This window comes from Chryseobacterium tructae, from assembly GCF_030409875.1.
GTDB lineage: Bacteria > Bacteroidota > Bacteroidia > Flavobacteriales > Weeksellaceae > Chryseobacterium > Chryseobacterium tructae.
The window spans coordinates 19,325-44,652 of record NZ_JAUFQR010000001.1; the positions used below are offsets into that span (position 1 = coordinate 19,325).

At 33.3% G+C, this 25,328-nt stretch carries 22 protein-coding genes, 2 tRNA genes and 1 pseudogene; 5 read left to right on the forward strand and 20 right to left on the reverse strand.

Going from position 1 to position 25,328, the window contains the following annotated elements; genetic code table 11:
* Positions 1-187: 187 nt before the first annotated feature.
* The 4 genes from QWZ06_RS00095 to QWZ06_RS00110 all read right to left on the reverse strand — a co-directional run bounded on the left by QWZ06_RS00095 (position 188) and on the right by QWZ06_RS00110 (position 3,916).
* The gene (locus QWZ06_RS00095; protein WP_290295133.1) at positions 188-517 is read right to left on the reverse strand and encodes a DUF4280 domain-containing protein; all 330 of its coding nucleotides are present in this window, start codon (positions 515-517) and stop codon (positions 188-190) included.
* Positions 518-521: 4 nt separating this feature from the next.
* Positions 522-920, reverse strand: coding sequence for a hypothetical protein (locus tag QWZ06_RS00100; protein ID WP_290295134.1), 399 nt, complete (start codon positions 918-920; stop codon positions 522-524).
* A 121-nt stretch (positions 921-1,041) separates the two neighbouring features.
* The gene (locus QWZ06_RS00105) at positions 1,042-1,668 is read right to left on the reverse strand and encodes a T6SS effector amidase Tae4 family protein (protein WP_290295135.1); all 627 of its coding nucleotides are present in this window, start codon (positions 1,666-1,668) and stop codon (positions 1,042-1,044) included.
* Between the two features lie 10 nt (positions 1,669-1,678).
* Entirely contained in the window at positions 1,679-3,916 is a 2,238-nt protein-coding gene (locus QWZ06_RS00110) for a type VI secretion system Vgr family protein (protein ID WP_290295136.1), read from the reverse strand.
* A gap of 225 nt (positions 3,917-4,141) precedes the next feature.
* Here QWZ06_RS00110 and QWZ06_RS00115 point away from each other — a divergent pair, with 225 nt between their 5' ends.
* Entirely contained in the window at positions 4,142-4,873 is a 732-nt protein-coding gene (locus QWZ06_RS00115; RefSeq protein WP_290295137.1) for a hypothetical protein, read from the forward strand.
* 10 nt (positions 4,874-4,883) lie between these two features.
* Here QWZ06_RS00115 and QWZ06_RS27660 read toward each other — a convergent pair.
* The 12 genes and pseudogenes from QWZ06_RS27660 to QWZ06_RS00180 form a co-directional block, all read right to left on the reverse strand.
* Positions 4,884-6,157 (reverse strand): annotated as a pseudogene (locus QWZ06_RS27660) (DUF3871 family protein).
* Positions 6,135-7,133 carry an AAA family ATPase gene (locus tag QWZ06_RS00130; protein WP_290295141.1) on the reverse strand — a complete coding sequence of 333 codons (999 nt, stop codon included), beginning with the start codon at positions 7,131-7,133 and terminating at the stop codon, positions 6,135-6,137. Before QWZ06_RS00130 ends, QWZ06_RS27660 begins: the two are co-directional and overlap by 23 nt.
* A 398-nt stretch (positions 7,134-7,531) precedes the next feature.
* Complete coding sequence (locus tag QWZ06_RS00135) at positions 7,532-8,842, reverse strand: hypothetical protein (RefSeq protein WP_290295142.1); 1,311 nt, start codon at positions 8,840-8,842, stop codon at positions 7,532-7,534.
* 434 nt (positions 8,843-9,276) lie between these two features.
* Positions 9,277-10,116, reverse strand: a complete 840-nt coding sequence (locus QWZ06_RS00140) for a DEAD/DEAH box helicase family protein (RefSeq protein ID WP_290295143.1) — start codon at positions 10,114-10,116, stop codon at positions 9,277-9,279.
* A 49-nt stretch (positions 10,117-10,165) separates the two neighbouring features.
* Complete coding sequence (locus tag QWZ06_RS00145; protein ID WP_494337512.1) at positions 10,166-10,840, reverse strand: site-specific integrase; 675 nt, start codon at positions 10,838-10,840, stop codon at positions 10,166-10,168.
* On the reverse strand, positions 10,786-11,364 hold the full coding sequence (locus QWZ06_RS00150; protein WP_290295144.1) for an Arm DNA-binding domain-containing protein: 579 nt from the start codon (positions 11,362-11,364) through the stop codon (positions 10,786-10,788). Before QWZ06_RS00150 ends, QWZ06_RS00145 begins: the two co-directional genes overlap by 55 nt.
* A 232-nt stretch (positions 11,365-11,596) precedes the next feature.
* Positions 11,597-11,670, reverse strand: a tRNA-Asn gene (locus QWZ06_RS00155).
* Between the two features lie 284 nt (positions 11,671-11,954).
* On the reverse strand, positions 11,955-12,125 hold the full coding sequence (locus QWZ06_RS00160; RefSeq protein ID WP_290295145.1) for a hypothetical protein: 171 nt from the start codon (positions 12,123-12,125) through the stop codon (positions 11,955-11,957).
* On the reverse strand, positions 12,116-12,301 hold the full coding sequence (locus QWZ06_RS00165) for a hypothetical protein (protein ID WP_290295146.1): 186 nt from the start codon (positions 12,299-12,301) through the stop codon (positions 12,116-12,118). The genes QWZ06_RS00160 and QWZ06_RS00165 overlap by 10 nt, the downstream gene beginning before the upstream one ends.
* 639 nt (positions 12,302-12,940) lie before the next feature.
* Positions 12,941-13,014 (reverse strand) — tRNA-Asn (locus QWZ06_RS00170).
* Positions 13,015-13,095: 81 nt separating this feature from the next.
* Positions 13,096-14,577, reverse strand: coding sequence for an RIP metalloprotease RseP (rseP, locus tag QWZ06_RS00175; RefSeq protein WP_290295147.1), 1,482 nt, complete (start codon positions 14,575-14,577; stop codon positions 13,096-13,098).
* A gap of 106 nt (positions 14,578-14,683) precedes the next feature.
* Complete coding sequence (locus tag QWZ06_RS00180) at positions 14,684-15,124, reverse strand: DUF6646 family protein (RefSeq protein WP_290295148.1); 441 nt, start codon at positions 15,122-15,124, stop codon at positions 14,684-14,686.
* Between the two features lie 189 nt (positions 15,125-15,313).
* On the opposite strand from QWZ06_RS00180, the gene QWZ06_RS00185 reads away from it, so the two are divergent.
* Positions 15,314-16,066, forward strand: a complete 753-nt coding sequence (locus QWZ06_RS00185) for a nitrilase-related carbon-nitrogen hydrolase (RefSeq protein ID WP_290295149.1) — start codon at positions 15,314-15,316, stop codon at positions 16,064-16,066.
* A 40-nt stretch (positions 16,067-16,106) separates the two neighbouring features.
* On the opposite strand, the gene QWZ06_RS00190 is transcribed toward QWZ06_RS00185, so the two are convergent.
* The 4 genes from QWZ06_RS00190 to QWZ06_RS00205 form a co-directional block, all read right to left on the reverse strand.
* Positions 16,107-16,406: a thioredoxin family protein gene (locus QWZ06_RS00190; protein ID WP_290295150.1), complete on the reverse strand. Its 300-nt coding sequence runs from the start codon at positions 16,404-16,406 to the stop codon at positions 16,107-16,109.
* An 18-nt stretch (positions 16,407-16,424) separates the two neighbouring features.
* Positions 16,425-16,742, reverse strand: a complete 318-nt coding sequence (locus QWZ06_RS00195; protein WP_353959997.1) for a rhodanese-like domain-containing protein — start codon at positions 16,740-16,742, stop codon at positions 16,425-16,427.
* A gap of 57 nt (positions 16,743-16,799) precedes the next feature.
* Complete coding sequence (locus tag QWZ06_RS00200; protein ID WP_290295151.1) at positions 16,800-18,209, reverse strand: MBL fold metallo-hydrolase; 1,410 nt, start codon at positions 18,207-18,209, stop codon at positions 16,800-16,802.
* Between the two features lie 202 nt (positions 18,210-18,411).
* Positions 18,412-19,182 carry a hypothetical protein gene (locus QWZ06_RS00205; RefSeq protein WP_290295152.1) on the reverse strand — a complete coding sequence of 257 codons (771 nt, stop codon included), beginning with the start codon at positions 19,180-19,182 and terminating at the stop codon, positions 18,412-18,414.
* Between the two features lie 434 nt (positions 19,183-19,616).
* Between QWZ06_RS00205 and QWZ06_RS00210 the strand changes: the two genes are divergently transcribed.
* From QWZ06_RS00210 to QWZ06_RS00220, 3 genes are all read left to right on the forward strand, one after another.
* Positions 19,617-21,143, forward strand: a complete 1,527-nt coding sequence (locus QWZ06_RS00210) for a helicase HerA-like domain-containing protein (protein WP_290295153.1) — start codon at positions 19,617-19,619, stop codon at positions 21,141-21,143.
* 71 nt (positions 21,144-21,214) lie between these two features.
* On the forward strand, positions 21,215-22,744 hold the full coding sequence (locus QWZ06_RS00215; RefSeq protein WP_290295154.1) for a T9SS type A sorting domain-containing protein: 1,530 nt from the start codon (positions 21,215-21,217) through the stop codon (positions 22,742-22,744).
* A gap of 6 nt (positions 22,745-22,750) precedes the next feature.
* On the forward strand, positions 22,751-25,183 hold the full coding sequence (locus QWZ06_RS00220; RefSeq protein ID WP_290295155.1) for a delta-60 repeat domain-containing protein: 2,433 nt from the start codon (positions 22,751-22,753) through the stop codon (positions 25,181-25,183).
* The last annotated feature ends 145 nt before the right edge of the window (positions 25,184-25,328 follow it).

Below are 25,328 nucleotides of genomic sequence, written 5' to 3' on the forward strand. Positions count from 1 at the left end.
TGTGGGGATTGGGGAAATGAAATGATACGGGGGGTGCGTTTGTAAGGTGGGATGAGTGAGAGTAAATCCTCCAAAATTTTATTTTTATAATTTTTTTAGGGAGAAATAAAGAGAACAGATAATAAGTTGGGGATATATATTGAGCTTAACTATGTAATAATAGTTAAGATTTTTGAAAGTGGTTTTTTCATTCTCTTACAAAATTCTGTGCTGATTTCACAACTGATATTTTACCACCAATAGAACACTGGCATGTAGAGCTATCTAATAGCTCTTTTTTACCCTCAATTTCAAAATCAGAGGTATTGTCCCATTTAACAGGTGATGGTGAGCAGGAAGACCTTAAAACACTACATACGCCAAAAGGCTTAATGTTAATATTAGGTTGTTTGTCCTCTTCTGTAGCCTGTAACTTCCCTTCAATCTTCATAAAAGACTGACTTGTTACTGTGAGTGGAGCTGGTGAAGCTCCTTTATCACATTTTAGCTGGGTGGTATCTGTGATGTGTTGGGGCATATTGTCATTTTTTTGTTTTCTTTTTTGGCGTCACTCCAATTAGCTTTCTTATGTAACTGTCTAATTCTTTCGATTCATAGAAACTAAAACAATCACAAAATATTATATTTTTATCACCAGATTCAAAATGTAGATTATTACCTCGAGAATAGTATTTCGATGTTTGGGTTGTAGTAAAACTATTAATTTTATTAGTTAGTTCTTCATTTTCAAGAAAGTTGCCATCTATTGAAATTTGAGTTGCAGAAGCATCTTTGAATTTATCGTAAAATGTAGAATCAATAGCAGAATAATTACCTACTAAGCAGTAATTGAAAGCTAATTTTTTCAAACTAGCAACTTTATTTTGGCTAAATACTCCAATTGGAAGTATTAATAATAGAAATTTTATTTTAGCTCCCATAATCTTATTCTATTTGTTTGTACAAAATCTAAATCACCCTTTCTATTTATTGTTGGATAAAGCATGTGAAAATAATACTTTGAACTTGTAGGATCATCATGCTCTGCCCCACCAGGGTATATTAAATGTTGCTTGTCCCATAATGTAAATGACCTGAAGCATTGTTCCAACCAGATACATCAAAAGTTATTATTCCTTTAGTATTATTAATACTAGACCACTCAGCTTGTGAAATCTTTTTTTTACTATTCCATAATTGCGTCCATTCTGATTGCGTAAGATTATTTTTCTTTCTCAAATTAACTGGCATTTCAAGTTTATCTAATTTTATATCAATTTCTGGCGTTCCTAGATGTTCAGCTAGATATTGAGCTAACTCCCGTACTCTATACCAATAGTTCAATTTATCATCTCCTATATGAACTCCTCCTTCTCCTCCTTTCGCTCTATATTTTGAATTATTGTATGGCAATTTAAATCCACTATAGTTCAATCCCTTACTCATTCTAAATGCACAAGTATTTTCCCAGCTACTTCTCGTTTTAGGATCATTATAATGATTTATTAATTTATTTCCTATATCATTATATAAAGTAACAACATCAATAGATGTATCTGGATAGTTTTTAATCATATCTCTCCAGCTTGGTCTTAAAACCTGAACTGGTCTTGTTTGTTGATTTCCACTTGTTGCAATGATACCTCTCCGTTGTTCAAGTAATGTTGGTATAAAATTATTAATTTTCATGATAATATTTCTATGTATTTTCTGTTTCTTCCGTCATAAGCTCAAGAGTGTAAGCTTTTAATGGCTCTTTAAAAATTACCATTCCATCTTTATCAACAGTTCCTGATAAAGTTAATTCATTAAGCCCATCTGCTAGTGGTTCACCATCATCAGACTTTATAGTAACATCAATACTTTCTCCCTCTTCATAGTTTCTTGTCTGGACAATCAGATTCATATCTACAAAAAACTTGGAATCATCCATCAGAGAAGTATTTTCCTCTTCATAAGCCCAGTACATTGATGCTATTTGTTTTTCTCTTGTATACTCAAACTCTCCATTTTGAGGAAGCTTATTCATTTGAGGTGCTTTATACTCAATCTTATCTTTAGCAGTTAATAATGAGTTTGCTCCATATACATGCATTCTGTCTTTTGCTCCGAACTCTGTCTGTCCATCTGTATAGCCTATGAATTTTTCTTTACCATAAAGATCCAAGTGAGCTTTTGCTGATATTTCAGTATTAGTTCCAGCATTGATAATAGTTTTCTTACCACTGTCTTGGCTAATCTCTTGTTTGGCAATAATCTTGATATTCTGCCCAACATTGGTATCCATATTCTTTCCTGCCTTGGTCTCTATATTCTCTTCAATATCAAATTTCAGGTTCTTAGATTTTATAGTAATAGTTTCAGGAGCAGTAATGTTGATATTGCTTCCTTCTGTATCAAATCTCAGCTCATTACCACTCTTATCAGTCAGTAGAATGCTTTCATCCTCTGTAAATACTAATCTATGTCCACTTCTGGTCTGTAAAGATTTTACACGGTTGTCCATACCACCTCCCAAGCCTATACCACCGTGAAACATTCCACCCATTGCAAAAGGAAAATCTGGGTTATGGTATTCAAAGTTAACCATTACTTGGTCTCCAATTTCTGGAACAGCCACAAAACCTCTGTTTTGGCTTACTGCATCTGTTCCCCCAGCATCTGGACTCATCATTCTGATAAAATGAGTGGTATCATTCAGTTGCCAATCAAACTGCACTTGTATTCTTCCTTGATTCAAAGGGTCAATATTGGAAATGACTGTTGCTACTTGTGGCTCTGCTTTTGGCATTATAAAAGCTGGTTTAGGCATAAAGCCTGTTCCTTCAGCTATAGCCTCAAAACTTCCTATATAATAACCTCTGGCATCAACTTCATGGTTTACCTCTATCATCATTAATGTAGTGAAGTGGGAAGTCTGATTACTGTCCTGATTTCTCATGTCTATATCTGCTACACAGCCTATAAACAGGAAAGGAACAGTTGTATTTCCAGACACAGTAAAAACCTCTACAGCTTTACTTCCTCTTGCACTCTTTTGGGAATCATCCACATCCAGAAACATATTAGCATTAATGGGAGTGGGGGTAAGTGACCTTGTTTTGAAAATACTATCATTCAATTCATAGGCTTTGGCTGATAAGCTCCCTAAGTGCTTAATGCCATCATTCGAACCTAACATTTTAGCATTACTACTGCTATTATAGCCAAAGTATTCAGGCTTTGTATGAACTGCTTTTAATTCTACCTGCACATCTGTAACATTACTACCATAAACAAGTTGGATAGGCTTTTCAGAGGGAGGAAGTTTTCCAAAATGTAGAATATATCCATCGTAATAAAACTGTTCTCCATAAGCTTCTGCAAGTCTTGTTAGATAGTTATAATGAGTTTCACAATACTGTGCACTGTAATTGATATAACTTTTGTTTTGTGTGTCTATTCTAAAATCAAATTGAGTAGACCCCAATGATTCTTTAATGATTCTATCAGCAATAATGGATGTATTTACAGATTGATTTCCTCCAAAGCTCTGGGTATGAGGGGCTGAATCCATAAGGATTGTTGGACTATGTCCTTTAAGCACAATGTTACCTAGGCTCATTTGCTCCTGGCTGAATGCTACTTTCATAACCACTCCTACAAATATTCTTTCTGGGCTTTCATTTTCAGGATCTTTATATTTAAACACAATAGTAATACGTTTTCCCAAAAACTGTTGTGCTTGTTCAAGATTATGATTTTGTATTTCATCAAGAGAATCATGTGCTAAGGTAAGTTCAAAGGTATGGTGTGTAGTTGCACTTTGTTTTAATCTGAAATGTTTAAAATGACTTATAAGCTTCCCACCAATTACTATGTCAAGCTTTACTATGCGATTAATACCTGATATATGATTCTCTTCAATCTTTTCAGAATTGGAGGTATTCTTTTTCATAAGATATTGTGTTTTTATGTTTTTATATCACCAAAGTTAGATAAAATATTGTGCCAAATAAAAACTTTTTGATAAATCTTTGAAATTATAATAGAACTACAGTTGTTACTGATACTCTTAATGTTAATAGAACTGAGATTTATAAGAATTTACAAAGAATAAGTAACCATTATATTCATAAAAATCACTTATTTTTGAAAAAAGAACCAAATCCACTTGAAAAATATGTTAATAGATCCTAGTAAGAGTATAGATAATAGCATAAATATTGATAATACAGTAGATTTTTATTTTTCAATTTTTAGAAAGAAAAAACTTTTTAGTCTCTTTAAAGGGCTAGAAGATGATTTAATTAATCAATATGCTGATCTAAAGAAAGAGCTTTTCAATACAGATTTTAGTACTATACAAGAGTTTGTTTTAAATATAGAGACTGGAATAGATAGAGAGTCCTATGATATTTCTTGGTCAATTCCAAAAGCAAATGATCTTATCATAGACAAAAAAATGAGTTATACAGAGGTTAGTATAAGCCATTTATATTCTGATTTCTCAAACCTTGAAGAAGGAAAGCTCAAACATTATGGACATAAAGAAGTTGATTCATTTGAACCTATTATAGTTTCATATTATCTTCCTACAAGAGAATTAATTGTAATTGATGGGAATCATAGAGTTTATACAGCAGTACAGAGAGAAAATAAAAAAATTAAAGCCCATGTACTTACTGCTTATGCCAATTCTCTTATAATGAATGAAAGGAGCTACAAACTATATTCTTTTCATCATAACTTGGTTAACCTAACTCAGCTCTGTTGTAATCCAGTTGTATGGAAGTTTGCAAGTAATAAAAGCCTACAATGGAGTACTTATGATGGGACAGCTAGATTTAATAATGTTTTTCTAAAAAAAATACTTTTATTGATAAAACAGCCCTATCTACCAAAAGCAAAATAGGGCTGAAAACTCAACTCAAAAACCAATGATAATCAGGATTACCATTAAGTGCTTTCTGAATGCCCTTTGAAAACTCAAAAGCATTTAAATTCCTGTCTAGAAAAGTATCTATATAACTACTCTTATTAGCTTGTGTAAAGAGATTATATACATCCCAAAGATTAATTCTACCATCTTGTTGTCTACAGAAATTATTGTCCTCATAATAATCCTTAGCCATAGTATTGATATGGCTGTCATTAAAATTCAGTAATGGAATATTCTGTTTCTCTATCTTGGGTAAATGCTGGTATAATCTACTTCTCCCTATAAGCTGAGCAAATTGATGCTCTGAAAGGTAATCATGTGTAAGCTCTTTCATTTTCATAAGATGAAGTTCTGCATTATAATTCTGTATAGTATCTAAAGCTTTAGAATATAACTCATGAGCATTAGAAACTCTCATATCTTCCACAAAGCCATCACTACTCACACAAAGATTCATACAAACCTGATTTTGGAAACCTATAAAGAACTTGAACTTTTCAAGAGATTTTTTATTGTAAAGGTTTTCCAAATTATAACTGCGCACTCCACCAATTGTGAGAGAAAGCTCATTACCATTAACAGTATCTGTTATACTAAGTACATTAATAATGAATGCCATTCTTTCATAATAAATGGTCTTCTCATGCTCTAATAGCTCTTTTACAGGCTTATGGATTGCTGAGGGTGTTCTGCCTTTAATCTGATGAGAAACTCTTATTTCAGGGTTACTGATGCTATGGTGAGGAAATACCTTACCTATAGCATTAAGCACTACATCTATAAACTCCTGATGTGCAATAGTTTCTCATTATCCTTACTAAATACAGGAATAATACAATCATTCTGTAGGTGATGTAATGTAGCTTCTGATGTATTGGCTATGATAAAAGGACTAGGCTGATTATCTCCCTTTTCAGTTAGTACAACAGGAGTATGAGATATATTCTGAACTTTAGAATCAGGCATTAAAAAAGCCTGAAACATTTCTTTATGTTCAGGCTCTTTATTGGTAACATCAACTCTTACAGCTTGTATAGGAGTGTCAATTTTCTTTTCAATATCATTCATCTTGCTTGGATAGAATACTTCTGCATCTTCAAAGCTCTCATTATCATCTAGGAAAAGGTCTCTAATTGATTTCTTTTCTATTGAAGTAGTATTGCTTACACTTCTTAGTTGTAGATTTACAGGAGATTCCTGTGGTCTTACATTTATTTCTATTATGTTGGGAGTTTTACTGAAACTTTGAGTGTCCATTTTTACTGAAATTATTAGGGTTGATTAAATTGATAAGTAAAGATTTCTTGGCTTCAAAATCAAATTTTAAGCTTTCCTGATATTGTGGAAACTGTCTGTATAAAGCTAAAAGCTCTGTGACTGATTTACAATTCTGGATAGCTTCAAACACTTCCTTTTCCGTTACATGGGAAAGATTTAAACTTGGATTACTCTCATAAGGAGAAATGCCCTCAAATGCTTCTTTAGGGTCTATTTTAGGCATGTTGTTTCTTACACCTGAGCTTTGAGTATAGTTTTCAGAAGAATTGTTTTTTGAGCCTGAATTACACCATTCTAAAATCATATTTCCTGTGTCAGATGTAATAATAAACTCAGGTTTATTCATAAATAATCCTGTTCTGTCTTTTGAAGCCTTAGCAAGATGATTCTCATTGATAAGCTCGAAGTTAATAGTTAACTCATACTCAAAGCCATCTCTTGTGATTTCCTTAGTTCCATGCTTTACTACTTGAGTTTTGCCATTGCTCCCAACATCCAAAGAGTAATCTATCTTTCTTCTTGTAGTAGTTATGATGTGACAACTAGATTGTAAAATCTTATTGATAAAGGCTTGATGTCTGGGAGTAACATTTGCCCAATCTTGAAACCTACCTCCTAGTTTCTCATGTATTTCTAAACATCCTCCTGTTCCATTCCATTCATGACTAGCTGAATCTATAATGATTACTTCAATTACTGATTTCTCACATAGTTCAATTGCTTGAATATACCTTTCAGGACTATAGGGAGCTTGTAAATCAAGAACATTGTAGTTTCCTAAATCAGAATAAAGAGAAGCTGAAGAGTTTTCGGTATCTATTACAGCTATTTTGCTCCAGTCCTGAGTCATTCCATAGGCTAATAATAAGGCTGATTTGGTCTTTCCAAATCCACTTGCACCAGAAAGCCCTAATCTGAGCTTTACTTGTTGTCTTTGTGATTGTTTTAATTGCATAATGATTAATTTAAAAGGTTGAAAAAAGAAATTATTTTATGAATGAATTACAATTTGGCTATTAGCTTCAAATTGCTTAAAAAGTTGTGTATGTGACTGGAAATGATTAGCTTTGTGCATCACTTAAGCTCGCAGAGCTAATCCCTGAAGTGATTCCTCCTCTGAATTCGTGCGTTGTTAAATCATAGATTTTTAAGGTTGGGGAGATTTAAAAAGAACCCCTTATGTCATTTGCTGAAACTAACCATTTTAAGGCTAGAGCAGATGGACTATAATTATTTTCAATGTTTAACTAGAAATAATAAATCCCTGTACTTCTATAGTACAGGGATTATCCTTTTGGAAAAAGTACGAGTTTTTGTTTTTTATATATATAAGCTAGCAGAAAGTCATACTTTTTACTCACTTTCATTTACCAATGCAATTAGCATTTCTGTGTAAGCTTCTACACTACCATATTTTCTAATAAGCCATTCCTTAAATTCATCTGGATTAGTGAGTTGTTCTGACTCAGAATTTTGAATCAGATTAATAACTCTACTAGAATCAGGTAAAGCTCTGGTTACTATATGAGGAAGCACAGGTTGTTTCTTATTATAAATTAGCAGTTGAGGAGAGTTTTCTCTTTTCTCATACTCAAAAAAGTCTTCAATAAGAATCTTATAAAATGAGGTTTTATTTTTTTCAAAAGTGTCATTAACTCTTCTTTTGAAACTATATACTTCATTAGAAATATATTTATCTACGTTGCTAAAGTATTCAATAGTTTCGTGGAACTTAGAAATATCTTCTGTTAATATGAATTCAGGAAAAGGATTTACAGGAAGATAATTATACCTTACACTTCCTCTTCTATGATGTGCTATAGTTCTTGTAAGCTTTTCTCTAAAATAATTAAGGTTTAGAAAAGCCTGTACTCTTTTTACATATTCATCAGAATAGTTACCTTCTTCTAGATTAACATGAAGAGCAGAAGCAATCCCATCTATGAAATATTGGCTTCTAGTGTATCCAGTATCTCTAGATTTACGTGCATAATCAGCATGATAGAAGTATGATCTACCATAATATTTAAAAGCTATAAATCTTAATAGTTCCTGTTCAAATATTGAGTTTTTATATTCATGGATATTGCTCCACGTAGGTTCTTTCTTAGTATCTTCTGTTTTAATTCTCTTGAATTTAAGATCAAACTCATTAAAAAGCTTATTCCTGAACTCTTCATAACTCTTACGAAAGTTTGAAAGTTCAAAGACTCTTTCAATATAAGCTTCTCCAAAATACTCATCAAAATACTCATTAAGGTGTTTCTGTATGTTCTCTTCTGTAAACCAAAGAACCTGCTTATATTCAAATCCCTTTAAATAGCAGTTGACAAATTGATTAGTAAATGCACAATAAGTCATGTATGCTGACAAATCTCCTCCAAAGAAGCCAAAACTTGAAGCTAGATAATCCTCACTTTCATTGAGTTTGAAATTCTTGTAGGAAGGGAAGTCTAATCTGGCTAATTGTTTCCTATCTATTTCTGATACTGTATCTATTCCTGATTGAACATTGGCTTTTAAATCATTTTTATAAAAACTGTAGATTAGTTTATCCTGTAAAGCTAAAGGAATATAGTTGATCTTCTCCTTTTGATCTAGGGACTTGTAATGCTTTACTAGATCATAGTTTCTAGAAAAAACATCTATTTGCTCTTTTGTCATAAATGGTTTTAGAGAATCATATTCAAACTCATTTGGTCTAGCTAGGATAATGTGGATTTCTCCTTTAGTTCTCTGTCTTGCTAGAGACTGAATAACTGAAGTAATACCACCTGAGAATATGCCATAATAGTTTTTAAACTTGCTTTGAGAGCCTAAAGGGGGAAGGATGATTACAAATGCATGATTCTCTTTTTCTATACTTACTCCTGACTTAAAATTGGTTCCTACATTGCATAAGACATTATCAAATCTGTTTTGTGGAGTTTCATTTTCAGGTCTTTGATTATCTATGTTCTCAGAGGTACAATCATTAATCTTTCTAAACTTTGTTTTAAGCTTTTTTCCAATGTTTTTATCTGATATTATAGATTTAGCTAGAGATCTGGAGTAACAAAGGATATCTATGCTTTTATTTCTCTTTAACAGGTCTTCAACTACATTAACAATCTCAGGTGTTGTGCTTTGAACTTATATGAGGAGCTGTAGTAAAGGAATAGATCACTCTGGTTTTCTCTATTTCTGATTCTGGGAAACTCAATAATATCAATCTTCTTATCTGTAAGTTCAGCTAGATATTCAATAACTACAAATGAAGCCTCGGTAAAAGTAGCACTAATTATAAAGTTCTTATGAATTACATTTTTCCACTTCCATAGATTAAACAAAAATTCTTCCTTAAAGTTAGGGATAGTGTCATGTACTTCATCATATATAAAGATTACTTTTTTGTTGTTCTTTTCACAATCTTGAATGAGCTCATTTAGGTATTTCCTTTTTTTATCAGAGTTTTTATAACTATCCTCACCAGGGTTTCCTAAAAGAGTATTTGCTGTAACAACCTGAACTTTCTTCTCAATATATGGCTTATCAGTTCTGCCAATATTGTTATAATTGTAGATTTGCTCTACAGGAATTCCTCCTTTAGTATGAATTTCATTTACATATTGTTCAACTAAACTTACAAATGGGGTAGCAACAATAATAAGATAATCCTGTTCTTTAGAGTCATAGAATCTTTTTATAGTCTGAATAATAGCATAAGATTTTCCATTGCCTACAGAAGCATTTATTACAGTAGTATTCTTTTCCTCTAGCTTAATAATAGATTGCAAATCCTCATTTAAGTATTTGTTTTTAGGTTCTTTATCAATTTGTTTTGTTACTGTAAAACCATTAGGATTAGATATTCCTTCATTAACTCTGCTTACACTTGTTCTATTGACTTTCTTAAACTCTATGGGAAAGTCTTCAAAATACTTATTAGGTAACTCCATAAAATAATTAACTGCCTTGTAAAAATACCACAAAGCAGTTAATATCAGGTCACATTATTTTACTTTTCAGCTTCTTAAGTTGCTCACTCAGTTTCTCAGGCATTACATCAGCATAATATTCCTGTGTAGTGGTAATCTTGGAATGACCTAAAAGTTTAGATATAACCTCCATAGGAATATCATTACTCAATAAGACTGTAGAGGCAAATGTTTTTCTTGCTGTGTGATGAGTTAGATTTTTAGAGATTTCTAGTATAGAAGCTATTTCCTTAAGTAGTCTATTAAAATATTGATTGCTTATTCTGGGTAAGAGATACTCACTTTCTGAAGAATATTTCTCCATTACTTCAAGGGCTCTTGGTAGTATTAGAGGAACAGAGAAGGATCTGTCTGTCTTTTCTCTTTCCTTGTAAATCCAACTGATTCCATCAGGCTTAGTAATCAAATCTTCCCTTTTGAGTTCAAACATCTCCTTATAAGCAAGTCCTGTATAACAACAAAATAAATAACAGTCCTTAACCCTATTCAATGTTTCAGACTGAAATATATGACTTTCAAGTTTATCTAATTCCTCTTGTGTCAAGAATATAATCTTAGGGTGAACTTTCTTAGGTGTATGTTCCTCAAAAGGATTAGACTCTATATGCTTCTGTGATACAGCTTTCTTAACTACTTTCTTGATTCTCTGAATAGCTTTATTAATGGTAATCTGGCTGTGTTTAATTCTGTTTTAGAATAATATTCAAACTCTGAAATGAAGTCAAAATCTAAATCCTTTAGCTTTATATCTGATTTCTTGAATTTGAATCTTATAAACTCTTCCAGATCATCTTTGATATATTCAAACTTATCATAGGTAGGTTGTTTAATATCAATTCCTATTAGCTTTTTAAGTCTTTCAAGGTAGAGTTTGTAGTACTCTAGTAAAGAATAATCTTTCACTAGAGTCTCTCCCCTGTATTGTCTGTAAATATCATCTACATTAAAGTTTTCATCTTGAAGTTGGAGTAATAAAAAAGCCTGATTAATCTTATTCTTAATCAGGCTTAATTGGTTGTTGATATAATTGTGTTCTTCATTGGGTGGTTTAATTTTCTGCTGTTTACTATCCCAATGTTTAGGGTTAATGAATAATCCTGTAGCAAATGGCTTTCTTTCCTTATCTAATGTTATTCTACACTCAATAGGGCATGAACCTTTTGCATTAATCTTGTTCTTTCTAAGTAAGAATAATATTGATAACTTCATAGTATTAATGGGGGATTGAATGGGTAACCTGAATTTATTTTTGGGTAACCTAAGGGTTAATTAATGGGTAACTTTTAAAAAATATTAGGTAACCTAATAGTAAGCCTGGTTTGTAAAATAAATGGTATAAATTTAAGAACATAGATGTACTGTGAAATCCCCTAAATATAAGGGTAACTCACAGAAAATGAGTAGAAATAAAAAAGACCTACATTTCTGTAAGTCTTTTTTGCTCCTCCTGCTGGGCTCGAACCAGCGACCCTCTGATTAACAGTCAGATGCTCTAACCAACTGAGCTAAGGAGGAATGTCCTTTGTTTTAAGTGGTGCAAATATAATATGAATATCCGTACCAAGCAAGTTTTTATCCCTTAATATTTAACAAAAATTGCTATTGTTTTATTTTTCAATAAATTAAAATTTCATAAAATAAATAAAATTTGAAATGCAAGCCATAAAAGTTGCTTTCAAGGGTGTTATTTCTTTGAAAAAATATCTTTTATTTCAATAAAACTGAGGCTGTATATTCGTTAATGCATATCGGGTATTGAAAATCTTCTGATATATTTTTAGGTCTGAGCTTATCGGGTTTTATTTAGTATAACTAATTATCCATTTCAGCTTTTGATTATCAATATTTTGTTCTAAGAGGTCATGTACCACTTGAGTTCGGTTTTTATTGGATTTTGCTGTGTTAAAATCATTTTTAAAGGTTGAAACAATTGAATCTGCAACTTTAACCTCTTTATCCATTACTGCCATACTGTTCTTTTATTTTTGAATTTGGCCAATAACGCGCTCAATTTGTCAAATTTTCCTATAATCGAGGGATTGCCTTTAATTTTTTTTTTAAGCCCAATAATGGGTGTATAAAAGGCTGACATACCAAATCCTGTAAAAAGAACTTTTTCTTTTGGATGGCTCATTGTATTTTTCATCCATTTTAGAAGTCCATTATTCTATAAAGTAATTTTCTGGTGATCCTTTTTTTTCTGGTATAATGACTAACCTGATAGGATTCCGACATCCTTATTTCAAGGGAAAAGATGTTGAATTTGTTATTTTATACCATATATAGAATGATGTGATCTTTCATTTTGAAAATTGCTGAATATCCATGGCTGGGAATGTCTTAAAACTAGAACGATTGAATCTCCAATAAGCTTTTCCAATATTTCCAGATCCTGTTTGCTATTATATTCCGGATCTTATATTTTTAAATGTGTTTCTTCGACAAGGCAAGTTCATCCTGATTTAGCTGTTGCTTCGATTTGATAGGAATAGCCTCCTTCTTTTAAATCCTATCTTAAATCTTAAAGGAAGGTTATTTGAACTTGTTTCTTCAAAGTCTAAATTAAGAAGACGTTGTATTGATATTGTATGAAAAAGAATAAGATGATAATAAGGATGTATTTTCTTAAAATCATCATATAATAATTATAATTTCTACAGATCAGACGGTAAATTTATCCATTAAATGGTGTGTGACCTCAGATTTTCTGACACTTTATTACTTTTTTGGAAAGAGAAGAATTGTAGAAATGAAAAAAGACTTACAGAAATGTAAGTCTTTTTTGCTCCTCCTGCTGGGCTCGAACCAGCGACCCTCTGATTAACAGTCAGATGCTCTAACCAACTGAGCTAAGGAGGAATGTCCTTTGTTTTAAGTGGTGCAAATATAGGACGAATATTTATACCCTGCAAATATTTTTAAGAAAAATTTTCAAAATAATTACAAACCTCCGGTAATCATTTTAAAAATATCGCTCCCGAATATTAGTAACATTAAGCCTAACAGAAAGATAACCCCTACCATTTGAGCATTTTCCAATACTTTCTGAGGGACAGGTTTTCCTACAACAATTTCATACAACGTGAATAAAACATGTCCACCGTCAAGTCCAGGAATAGGAATAAGGTTAAGGAATGCTAACCATACAGAGAACATAGCGGTGAAGCCCCAGAATGCTGACCAATTAATAGAAACATTACCTGTAGCATCCCTATCTACCGGCATATTTTTTACAATAGCGATAGGGCCACCTACTTTTTTGTAACCTTGAACTTTCTTATTGAAGATTAATTTAAACTGTTTAATCTGATAAGTTAAACTTTCAATAGTAAGAGTAAATCCTCTTTTGATAGATCCAAAGAAAGTATAATCATTGTGAACATTGTATTTTTCAATTTCTTTGAAAGACAATACTCCAATGGTTCCTTCTTTAGATACCGGAATGTGTAAATCAATCGTTTCGTTATTTCTTGCTACTTTAAAATCTACTACTTTTCCTGCATTAGGAACTACCAAAGGTTTAAGTTCATCATAATAGCTGATAGGAGTTCCGTTGATCGCAAGAATTTTATCCCCAAGTTTTAACCCTGCATCCATCGTTGATTTTGTAACGATAGTATCAATGATTGGAGACATCCTTGGAGTAAGAAAAGCTCTTGGCTCAGGATCGTGGAATGCCATTACTTTTCCGTCATCATTAGTAGGGAAAGTAACCTCTTTTCCATTTCTGGAAACGGTAATTTCATCACTTAATAATACATCTAAAGCTAATTTTTTAAAATCCTTTTGAACTTTTCCATCCACTTTTAATATTTTATCTCCATCCTGGAAGCCCATTTTTTTAGCTGCAGCAGTATAATGAAGTGGAGTTGTGATCTTATCAGCTTCAAAGATATTTTCTCCATTTTTGCCTACTAGTGCAGAGAATATGATCCAGGCAAGGAAAAAGTTTACGGTAACACCTCCTAACATGATGATCAGTCTTTGCCAAGCTGGTTTAGACCTAAATTCCCATGATTCAGCCGGTTTTTTCATCTGAGCAGTATCCATGCTTTCATCTACCATTCCGGCAATTTTTACATACCCGCCGAAAGGAAGCCACCCGATTCCATATTTTGTTTGTTCCGGATATTTTCTCCAATCGTCATCAGAAAGTTTTGATATATCGATAGGAACTTCTTCCTTTTTTCCATTTACCTCTATTACTTCAGTGTCCGGTTGGTTAGGAGATAAGAATTTGTATTTCCATTTTCCTTTGATTTTCTTCATCGAGAATATGGAGAAGTAAGGATCAAAAAACAGAAAGAATTTCTCTGCTCTGGTCTTAAACCATATTGCCGGTAAGAAGTGCCCAAGCTCATGAAGAACTACAAGTATAGAGATACTCAGAATGAACTGGAAGAGTTTGATTGCTATTTCCATTAATAAATTTTAGATTTTAATTTGCAAAGGTAACAATTATCAAAACTATGCCAAATAAAAAAGCCTCTCGAAACGAGAAGCTTTGTCATATTTCAGGACTATTTGATTATAAATTGAACGAAACTCCAAGACTTCCGTTATTACCTACCTCTGCAAATACACCAATTCTTTCTGTAAAGAAGTAACGCGCACCAATGTGTGCTCCTATTCCAAAGTCTTTTCCAACCACTCCTACGTCAACTCCCGGATAAATATCCAACTTTGGCGGAAGGTTTAATGCGTCTTGAAGATGAAAATTCAGTCTTCCAAAAACAAACACTCGATTATCCTTATCGTTGTTCTTATAATTACTAAAGTAACCGTTAAGCCCCGCTCCGACGGATATGAGCTTATTTAGCCCATAGTCGTAAGTTCCCGTGATCCCGGTTCCATATCCCCAGGCACTCAGACCCAGTTGAATTTTTTGATCTCCTTTTCCGTTATAAGCCTGAGCATTGGCCATCGCTCCAAAAAAGAATATCATCACCATAAAAACCAATTTCTTCATAAATTTTATAATTTTTAATGATATTAATAAAAATTACCTGTATCAAAAATGAAACCGAAAGGCATTGAATATTATAAAAACGGCAGACTTTAATAAATATTAAGAATTATAAGTCTCTTTTCTTTATTCAATATAAAAGGCGTATTTTTATACTTCAGATTATTGAAATAACTTAAAAAAATATAAAAGATGAAGATTGTAGGGCTCAATTTGGATATTATCTGGAAAAATAAAGCAGAGAATTTTAGAATAATAGAAAGAGAGCTCGAAAATATTGAGGCAGATCTGTTTCTTTTACCTGAAATGTTTTCAACGGGTTTTTGCATGGATGCCTCTGAAGTTGCTGACAGAAGTGGAGAATCTCTGGAATTTTTAAAGAAGATTTCAAAAGAGAAAAATGCAGCATTTTGTGGTAGTGCTCCGGTAGAAGAAAAGGGTCATTTTTATAACAGGATGTATTTTGTACAACCTAATGATGAAGTTGCTTTCTATGATAAAAGACATTTGTTCTCTTTTTCAGGAGAGGATAAGGTATATACTCCAGGAAAGGACAGGGTTATTGTAGAATATAAAGGAATACGGTTTTTGCTTCAGGTCTGCTATGATCTTCGTTTTCCTGTATTTGCAAGGAATAATGATGATTATGATGCTGTTTTATATGTAGCGAATTGGCCGGAAAAAAGAGTAGGAGCCTGGGAACATCTTTTAAAAGCAAGAGCTATTGAAAATCTTTCTTTTGTGTTTGGTTTAAACAGAATTGGAACGGATGGAAATAATCTCTTCTATCAGGAAAGTACACATTGCTTCTTTGCAGATGGAACAGAAATTTCAAATAAAAATAGAAATATTGTATCGGCAGAATTAGATATGGATGAACTGAAAAATTTCAGAACCCACTTTCAGTTTTTAAATGATCGCGATCACTTTTCAATAGATTTATAAAATAAGGCTGAGTAGATTTAAACTCAGCCTTATTTTTATCTTAAATATATTGTTGCAGAAGATGGGTTAATGTATTCACATCATGCACTCCGCTTTCCTTCCATAGAAGCTCTCCATTTTTGAAAACAGCCAGAGTAGGAACTCCTCTTACTCCATATTGCGCTGCTAAGGCTGGATATTGGTCTACATCTACCTTAATGATTCTTGCTCCTTCCCCTATATTTTCTTTTACAGAGTTTAAAACCGAAGACTGAACCTTACAAGGTTGGCACCATGTGGCAAAAAAGTCTATAAGTACCGGTCTTTCGGAATCTATGATTTCCTGAAATTTTTGTGACATCGTTTTTTAGTTTTTAATTTATTTTTTATCAGCTTCGTTCTGGATGCCTTTCACATTTTTCCAACTTGTACCATCGTAGGCTTCCACTCCGTTTTTCTTTAAAATTTCCATAGCTTGGTCTGCCTGTACACCTTTGTTACAGAAAACAACTACTTTTTTACCTTTGAGAGTTTCAATGTTGTTTTGAATCTCTGCCAGTGGAATATTAATAGCATTCTTAGCTGTTCCGGCAGCATATTGCTCTGGAATTCTTACGTCTACGAGTGTTACATCTGAACTGGTTACTACCTCTTTAATGTTGGTCTTAGGAACTTCTACAGATTGAGTTGTTTGCAGCTACTCAATGCTAAAATAGAAAATAAAGCAATTCCCAAAAGATTACCTTTCATGTTCTTATGATGTTTTGGATTGACATACAAAGTCCGTTGTAGGAAGTTTTTCTGTTTTTTTAATCCCGTTAAAACCTCCTTCTATTTCAGTAAAGTTTCTGATTCCGTGAGAATTAAGGATGCTGGCTGCAATCATACTTCTGTATCCTCCTGCACAATGAAGGAAGAAATGTTCAGAGCTGTCAAGATTACGAGCCCAGTCACTGATAGAATCTAAAGGTTTGTTGTAAGCATTATCAATGTGTTCAGCAGAATATTCAGTAAGCTTCCTTACGTCAATAACGGTTGCATCTGCTGTAAACTGTTCTGCAAATTCAGATGGTGTGATTCTTTTAACTTCATCAATCTCTTTACCTGCATTTTTCCAGGCATCAAAACCTCCTTCCAGATATCCTACTACATTATCAAAACCTACACGACTTAATCTGATAATAACTTCCTCTTCAGTTCCGTCATCTGTTATTAACAGTAAAGGATGCTTAACATCTACGATCAAAGTTCCTACCCAAGGAGCAAAATCACCTTTTAATCCAATATTAATGGCATTAGGGACAAAACCTTTATGGAAGTCTGCCGCTCCTCTCGTATCAAGAATTAACGCTCCGGTTTCTTCGGCCAATGCTTCGAAATCTTCTGGAGAAACAGGCTGTAGTCCTTTATTCATTACTACATCCAGACTTTCATAACCACTTTTGTTCATGGCTACATTCATTCCGAAATATTTTGGAGGGGCAGTGAGCCCATCAAGAACTTCTCTGATAAAAGAAGCCTTATCGGGTTGATTTAATGCGTAGTTTGTTCTTTTTTGGTTTCCTAAAATGTCTACGGTCTCCTTTTGCATATTTTTTCCACATGCAGAACCTGCTCCGTGAGCCGGATAAACAGTAATGTCATCATCCAAAGGCATAATTTTACTTTGAAGGCTGTCATACAGAATACCTGCAAGATCTTCCTGAGTAAGGTTGGTGGCTTTTTGTGCAAGATCCGGTCTTCCTACATCTCCTAAAAATAGAGTATCTCCTGTGAAGATAGCTGTTTCTTTACCGTTTTCATCAATTAAAAGATAAGTGGTACTTTCCATAGTATGTCCGGGAGTGTGAAGTACCTTTATTTTTATTTTTCCCACCTCGAAAATCTGATCGTCTTCTGCAATAATCGCTTCAAATTCAGGAGCTGCCGTAGGTCCATATATAATTGGAGCTCCGGTTTTTTTACTTAAATCTAAGTGTCCTGAAACAAAATCAGCATGGAAATGAGTTTCAAAGATATATTTTAAAGTGACATTGTCTTTTTCCAGTCGATCAAGATATGGTTTTACCTCTCTTAAAGGATCAATAATGACAGCTTCGTTTTCTGATACAATATAATAGGCACCCTGAGCCAGACAGCCCGTATATATTTGTTCAACTTTCATTGGGTATTTTTTTAATAGTTAAAGATACAAAGTATTAGATAAATTCTAAATCAAATGTTAAATTCAATTGATAGTTTCTTTCAATACTTATGTTAAACGAATGTTTAATGTCCTCTGTTTTCAGCAAAAAGAATGCCTTACATAAGATGAAGTGCTAATTGCTGTTTTTTATCATGTAATAGCCTGCCATTTAAATTCTCACTTACTGCAATCTGTAATATATCTTATAAAAAACTTCACTTGTATCCTCTGAAATATTCTTATCTATTCTGAATTGAATATAGTCATCCTTTTTAGCAGCACCCTCATCATAATTGATTAGGCCATTGTACTTGTAATAAATATAATCTTTAATTCTTTTGTTATCTGCTATTCTTAGCATTTCGCTAAAATATTTTTTAGTATCATCGTGCATCGGCCAGTCTTTTTCATGCGCTTTATAGAAATCCAGCATCTTTTCTATAGCAAATACTTCAGAATTTATGTTCATATCATTGAAACCTGTTATTAATTCTTTCTTATCCAGATTTTCTCCTAGCCATTCTATTTTAGCATCAGCGGCAGCAATAGTTGACCGAATCATCATAGAGTCTCTTTTAATAGTAGGAGAAAGGATGATGTCAGGAGTCTTATTGATAGGAAGAGGCTTTTTAGAGGCAATATTTAATACATCAAAATAACTTTCTACCTTGCTTTTTAATTCGGCTAGCTGATCTTTAGTCATATCATCACTTGATACTCTAATTTTAAAAATCCATCCTCCGCATTCATAAATGGAAAGAAGAGATTTTTTATCGGTGTATTTTAGTCCATTGAAAAAACTCATTTCACCCATAGAATGGTCAAATATTGAATATATGTAATTCACTTTTACCTGATCATTAGCCATACTTCCAAAAGAAGGATGTAACTCTGTACCTTTATTGGAGTTTTGATTAAGGGCATACTCATAGGATGAAAAAGTATCTCTCAAATATTGATTATCAATTGATTTTAATGGATAGAGATAAAGTGTAACTGTAGTTTTTTTCTTTTTTTCTTTCTGTTGTACATAGCTTACAGCAACATGTTGATTCTGCAGGTCATAGGAGAATATTGCTTCTCTTTGAAATCCAGACCATAATGGTGGGAAATCACTGAAGTAGTGGAATGAGTAAAGTCTCCTTTTATTGCTAAATCTAATGGTTTTTTTCGCTGTTGAGAAAAAACAGTTATAAATAACAATGAAAGTGCTAAAAATATTTTTTTTTCAAATAGTGTCATAAATAGGTAGATGTGGCATTGTTTTTAATGGCAAAGTAAGGATTAATTTATGAAAGCTAAAATAAAACTTAACGGTTTAATATTGCTTTGATGATTAAATATTTTACAAAAACTTTTATATTTATAAGTTAAAAAAGCGATCAAATGGCAAACAAAGCACAATTTATTGAAGAATTAAATGCTAGATACACTCCTAAGGGAGAACATATTATATTAGGAAAAGGAATGCTGGACGGAGAAGTCGTTCAGGAAGTAAATGTAACGATTCCTTTAAAAACGATCAACCGACACGGTCTTATTGCCGGAGCAACCGGAACAGGAAAGACTAAAACATTACAGGTATTTGCAGAGCAGCTTTCCCATCAGGGAATTCCCTCTCTTGTTTTGGATATCAAAGGTGATTTCTCGGGAATTGCAGAGGCAGGCCAGATGAATGCCATCATTGAAGAAAGATATGCAAAAACACAACTTCCTTATACTCCACAGGGTTTTCCAGTGGAATTGATGAGTATCTCAGGAGGAAAAGGAATAAAATTGAGAGCTACCGTAACAGAATTCGGTCCGGTTTTACTAAGCAAAATTCTACAGCTTAATGATACTCAGCAAAGTATCATGTCTATTGTCTTTAAATATTGTGATGATAAAGGTCTTCCTTTGATCGACCTTAAAGATTTAAAGAAAGTTCTTCAGTATGTAACAGATAATGCACAAGGAAAGGCGGAACTTTCTGCTAATTACGGATCAATAGCACCAGCTTCTTTGGGAGCGATTCTAAGATCTATTGTAGCTTTGGAGCAACAAGGAGCAGGTGATTTCTTTGGAGAGCTAAGTTTTGATGTTCAGGATTTATTGGAAACCAGAGATGGAAAAGGAGTCGTTAATATTTTAAGAGTAGCTGATATTCAAAATAAACCCCAGTTGTTTTCTACCTTCATGCTTTCTCTTTTTGCAGAAATCTATATGACTTTTCCGGAAGAAGGAGATAGCGGAAAGCCGAAATTGGTATTGTTTATAGATGAAGCACACTTGCTTTTTGATGAAGCTTCAAAAACACTTCTTTCACAGATTGAAACGATGGTAAAACTTATTCGTTCAAAAGGAGTAGGGATTTACTTTATTACCCAGATTCCGGGTGATGTTCCTGAAAGTGTTTTATCCCAATTAGGATTAAAAATACAACATGCGCTGAGAGGTTTTACCGCAAAAGATAAAAAGGAAATTTCTAAAGCAGTAGAAAATTATCCTACAACAGAATATTATAACGCTTCCAATCTGATTCAAAATTTAGGAATTGGAGAAGCATTTGTAACTGCTTTGGATGAAAAAGGAATTCCAACGCCATTAGTTCATACTTACCTTATTTCTCCAGAATCTAGAATGGATGTTTTAAGTGAAGCTGAAATTACAGAACTCACTTCCAGTTCAGCTATGGTCGCCAAATATGAACAGGCAATAGATAGAGAATCAGCTTACGAAATGTTAACCAGCCGAATGGAACAGGCCGCTCAGAATCCAATGCCTAACCAAAAAGCAAGACCGGTAAAAGAAGAACCGGGAATGTTTGAACAAGTATTGCAGAGCCAGGCAGGCAGAACCTTTACCAATACACTCATGCGGGAAGGAGCAAAAGCCATTCTTGGAATGTTTGGGCTTGGAGGCAGAAGAAGATAAAAAAATAAAATAGGGAAAAGAAATTTTCCCTATTTTTATATAACCTATTGTAACACAAATTAAAAACACATATGAGAGTACAATTATTTATTGTGCTGATGTCGCTATTCCTATCAGAAGCGCATGGGCAGAGTCAGTATCTAGACTCAAACTTTAACGGAACAGGTTTTTTACAAACCGATTACAAATCTACAAGCTACGATGAACTATCCAATATTAAGCTTTCCAATAATGCATTGTATGCGTTCGGGAGAGTGGGTATACAAGATTATAAGTCTTATGAAAGTGGTTTTGGAGTTTTGAAACATAATCTTACTTCTGGACTGAGTCCTGCATTTGGAAACCAGGGAAAAGCAAATTACTACTTTGATTCTTATCACTATGCGGTTTCAACGAGGGATGTATATGCATATACAGACGGATCATTTTTGATTCTTTCTGATTTAGGATTAACTAAAATAGATCAGAACGGAGTTTTAGATCCAAATTTTGCTTTTCATGGGAAACAGCATTTTGAATATGGACAAAAAACATATACTCGGCTGCTAGTGCTGCCTAACAATAAAATTTATGTTTTTGGACAAAAGGGAGATGATCTGTATATTGAAAGGTATAACCCGGATGGTTTTTTTGATTTCTCGTTTGGGAACCAAGGGACACTTACCATTGATATCGGTTCGCTTGATATTATTAACGATGCTAAACTGTTGAATGATGGCAAAATCCTTATTACAGGGTATAGTCAAAAGCAGATTAATCCTTCGGGAACAAGCAGGTATAATTTTATTAGAAAAATAAATCAGGACGGAACAATAGATCCTACTTTCAATTATGATGATATTCCACCTATTCTCAACCCTGGATATTTCAAAAAGATGCTTGTAGATGATTCTAATACTTATGCTTACATTATCAATAAGGTAAGTGGGTGTGATTATAGAGTGATAAAAGTCAATTTACAAACATTAGTGGCTTCCAATGTTTTTATAAATACTGGCGGAGGTCTCTGGTTGTGTAGTAATTCAGCTGTTAAATATGTTATTAATGATATTATTCTTGAAGGTAATAAAATCTACATTGCCGGAACAAGAAAAGTAGACTCAGAGAATTCGATATGGGTAACTCGTTATAGTGTTGACGGTATAATAGATACAACGTTCGCTAATCAGGGGAATTTCAATTATTTTATTTATACAGGAAATCCCGATTCTCCTTCAGACAGTGTTGTGAATTTGGAGAGTATACAGTTAGCTCCAGACGGTAGCCTTTATGGTGGTGGAAAATTGAATAATGATTTTCTGGTTTTTAAGATTTTAAAGTCTCTCACTTTAGATGTTAATGACTCAAAAGCTGTTAAAAATAATATTCTCAACGTATATCCCAACCCTGTTAAAGATGTTTTATTTGCTGACAATAAGAATCTTACGGGCACTATTCAGGTCTCAGTATATGATATGTCTGGTAAATTGGTGAAAAAAGAAAATTTAGATGCTAATCATGATAAGGTTTCCATTGATCTTTCCGGGTTGATGTCTGGGAATTATGTGATAAAATATGAGGGCAAAAACTTTTCACAGTCTGTAAGAATTATAAAAAAATAACACAAAATGAAAAAAAATATACAACTACTCCTTTTTTTAGGATGTTCTCAGCTTGCTTTTTCTCAACAGGGAATTCTAGATTCCAACTTTGGAATTGGACAGTTTAATTATGTTGAAAATGAGAATGATAAAGAGCTTCTGACTGCCATTGAATATACTAATGATACTCTTTTTGCTGCAGGGTACGCTGGATCTGGCGCAAATATCACATCTCCTAATGTAGACGGGCGTTTTGCCTATAAAGACCGATTCTTTTACTATAATGGAAAGACTCATAATAAGGCTTTTATCTCTATTGGTGATGAAGGTTCAAGAGCGAATGCCATTAAGCATTATGGAGCATATGTCTATCTGGCAGGATACTCGAAGGATAAAAATAACAAAAGTATTTCGGTCGTAAAAATTCTTGCAAAAGATGCAAAAATGGATGTATCACAGACTTTTAATGGAGATGGCAAAGTGGTTACTGATTTTACAGATGATGATGAAGCGAATGCCATTGATATTAAAAATAATAAAATTTGGGTAGCAGGTAGGGCTGGAGATCGATCGGTAATTGTCCGCTATAATCTTGCTAATGGATATGTGGATAAAACTTTTAACCAAAAGGGATTTATGTTTTATCCGATGGGAACAAAATCTGAGATTAAAACTCTTAAAATTCTATCAGATGATAAAGTGCTCATTGCGGGAACAGCCAATAATGCAGGGCAAACAGATTTCTTTATTGCAAGATTAAACCCTGACGGAACTTATGATTCTTCTTTCGGGACGAATGGGATTAAAACCATAGATTTTTTTGGGCAGAATGACCAGCTGAATATAATGAAGATACTATACAACGGTAAAATCATGCTGGGTGGCTCTTGTACCAAAACAGCCACAAATATTGATGCCGCATTGGTGAGACTTAATGCAGATGGAAGTTATGATACTTCTTTTGGAGGAACTGGAAAAGTAACGTATGATGAAGGCACTAAAGAAGATGTTATCAATGATGTAGACGCTAAAGTAAATGCCAGTAATTATGAAATTATATACGCAATAGGGTATAAGAAACCGGGACTATACAAGGATGTTTTGTATAGAGAATTTGATGCTGACGGAAGTACATTTGCCAATGGCCCTGCTGTTGGTAATCAAAGTTATTATGATGATTATGTGATTGGCGGTGCTTTTAATGTTTTGCCTCCCGGGAATTTTACAAGCCCTATGACGATGTATGGAAATTGGTTTTGCAGAGAAGCAACGGGAAGATATACTCAATTTAATAAATTGGGAGTTAGTCCGGAGTCTACTGCTGCTGACTGCGGATCTTCTTACGCTACAGAGATAAAAAATATTAAAGTAAGACAGGATGGTAAAATTTATGTTCTCCATCAGAATCAATTGAAAAGATACCTGAGCGACGGAACTCCCGATTTATCTTTCGGCACTAAGGGAACCTTTACAGGAATGGCTACAAGTGAATTTGATCTATTACCTAATAACAAAATAGTGGCTAATGTTTTGATCTACGGAACCAGTTCCCAGGCTTACAGTATTATTTTAGATGATAACGGAAAAATTATAGATAACTTCGAATTTAAAAACTTACCGGGAGCAGATCAAAGATATATCAACAAAATTATTTATTCCGCAGCTAAAAATAAGATGTATGCATATTACTCTTCATTTGGCACTCAGTTTTCAACGCCCGTGATGTGCAGATATAATTTAGACGGAACCATTGATGGTTCATTTGCCAATAACAACAAATATATTCCCGTTGTTTCTCAATATGGCTCAGGAGATGCTGATTTGAATAGAGTAGATGTAAATAATCAGAGAATTGTAACCTTAGATTTTACTACGGATAAAAAAGTGATCAAACAATATGATCTTGATGGTAATCCGGTAGCAAGCTTTGGAAATATGGGAACAATGGAAATTGCGTCTCCAAACCCTGCTCCTTTATTTAAGAAAGTTATCCTGGATAATTTAAACAACATCTATATTATTAATGAAAAAAATATAGATTTTAATACGACTTTGATTGTAGAAAAATATAATTCAACGGGGATGTTGGATACTTCTTACGGAAATAGTGGTATTTTTGAATATGCTTACAATTCTGCCAGCTCTGATGTGAAGTTTTATACCGTTACGGTTCAGAGTGATAATAAACTTTTGATTGCAGGAAAGCGTAGCAAGTTATATGTATTTGATGATGGATATATAGTAAGAGTAAACTCTAACGGAACTTTAGACACTAGCTTTAGTATACAAAATGATGGGGTTTTCTCCGATATGGAAGACAATAATCCTAGTGATTATTTTGAAATCATAAGCGCTATGGGAATTACTCCCAATAATGAAATAATAATTGGTGGTTTAAACAAAAATAGAAATGCAGCCAATGCACTTATGGATACAGCTAAAATTAAAAGATTGAAATAATCGGAATAAATTTATATATTAGTAATGAAGTGGTAAGCTTTTTGAGTTGCTTGTTTTGATATATTTTTTGTTATTTTAGCAGGTTATCTTTACTGATGGGGAAAGAATATCGGATGAAAGAGCTAAAACTTTTAATAATAAACAC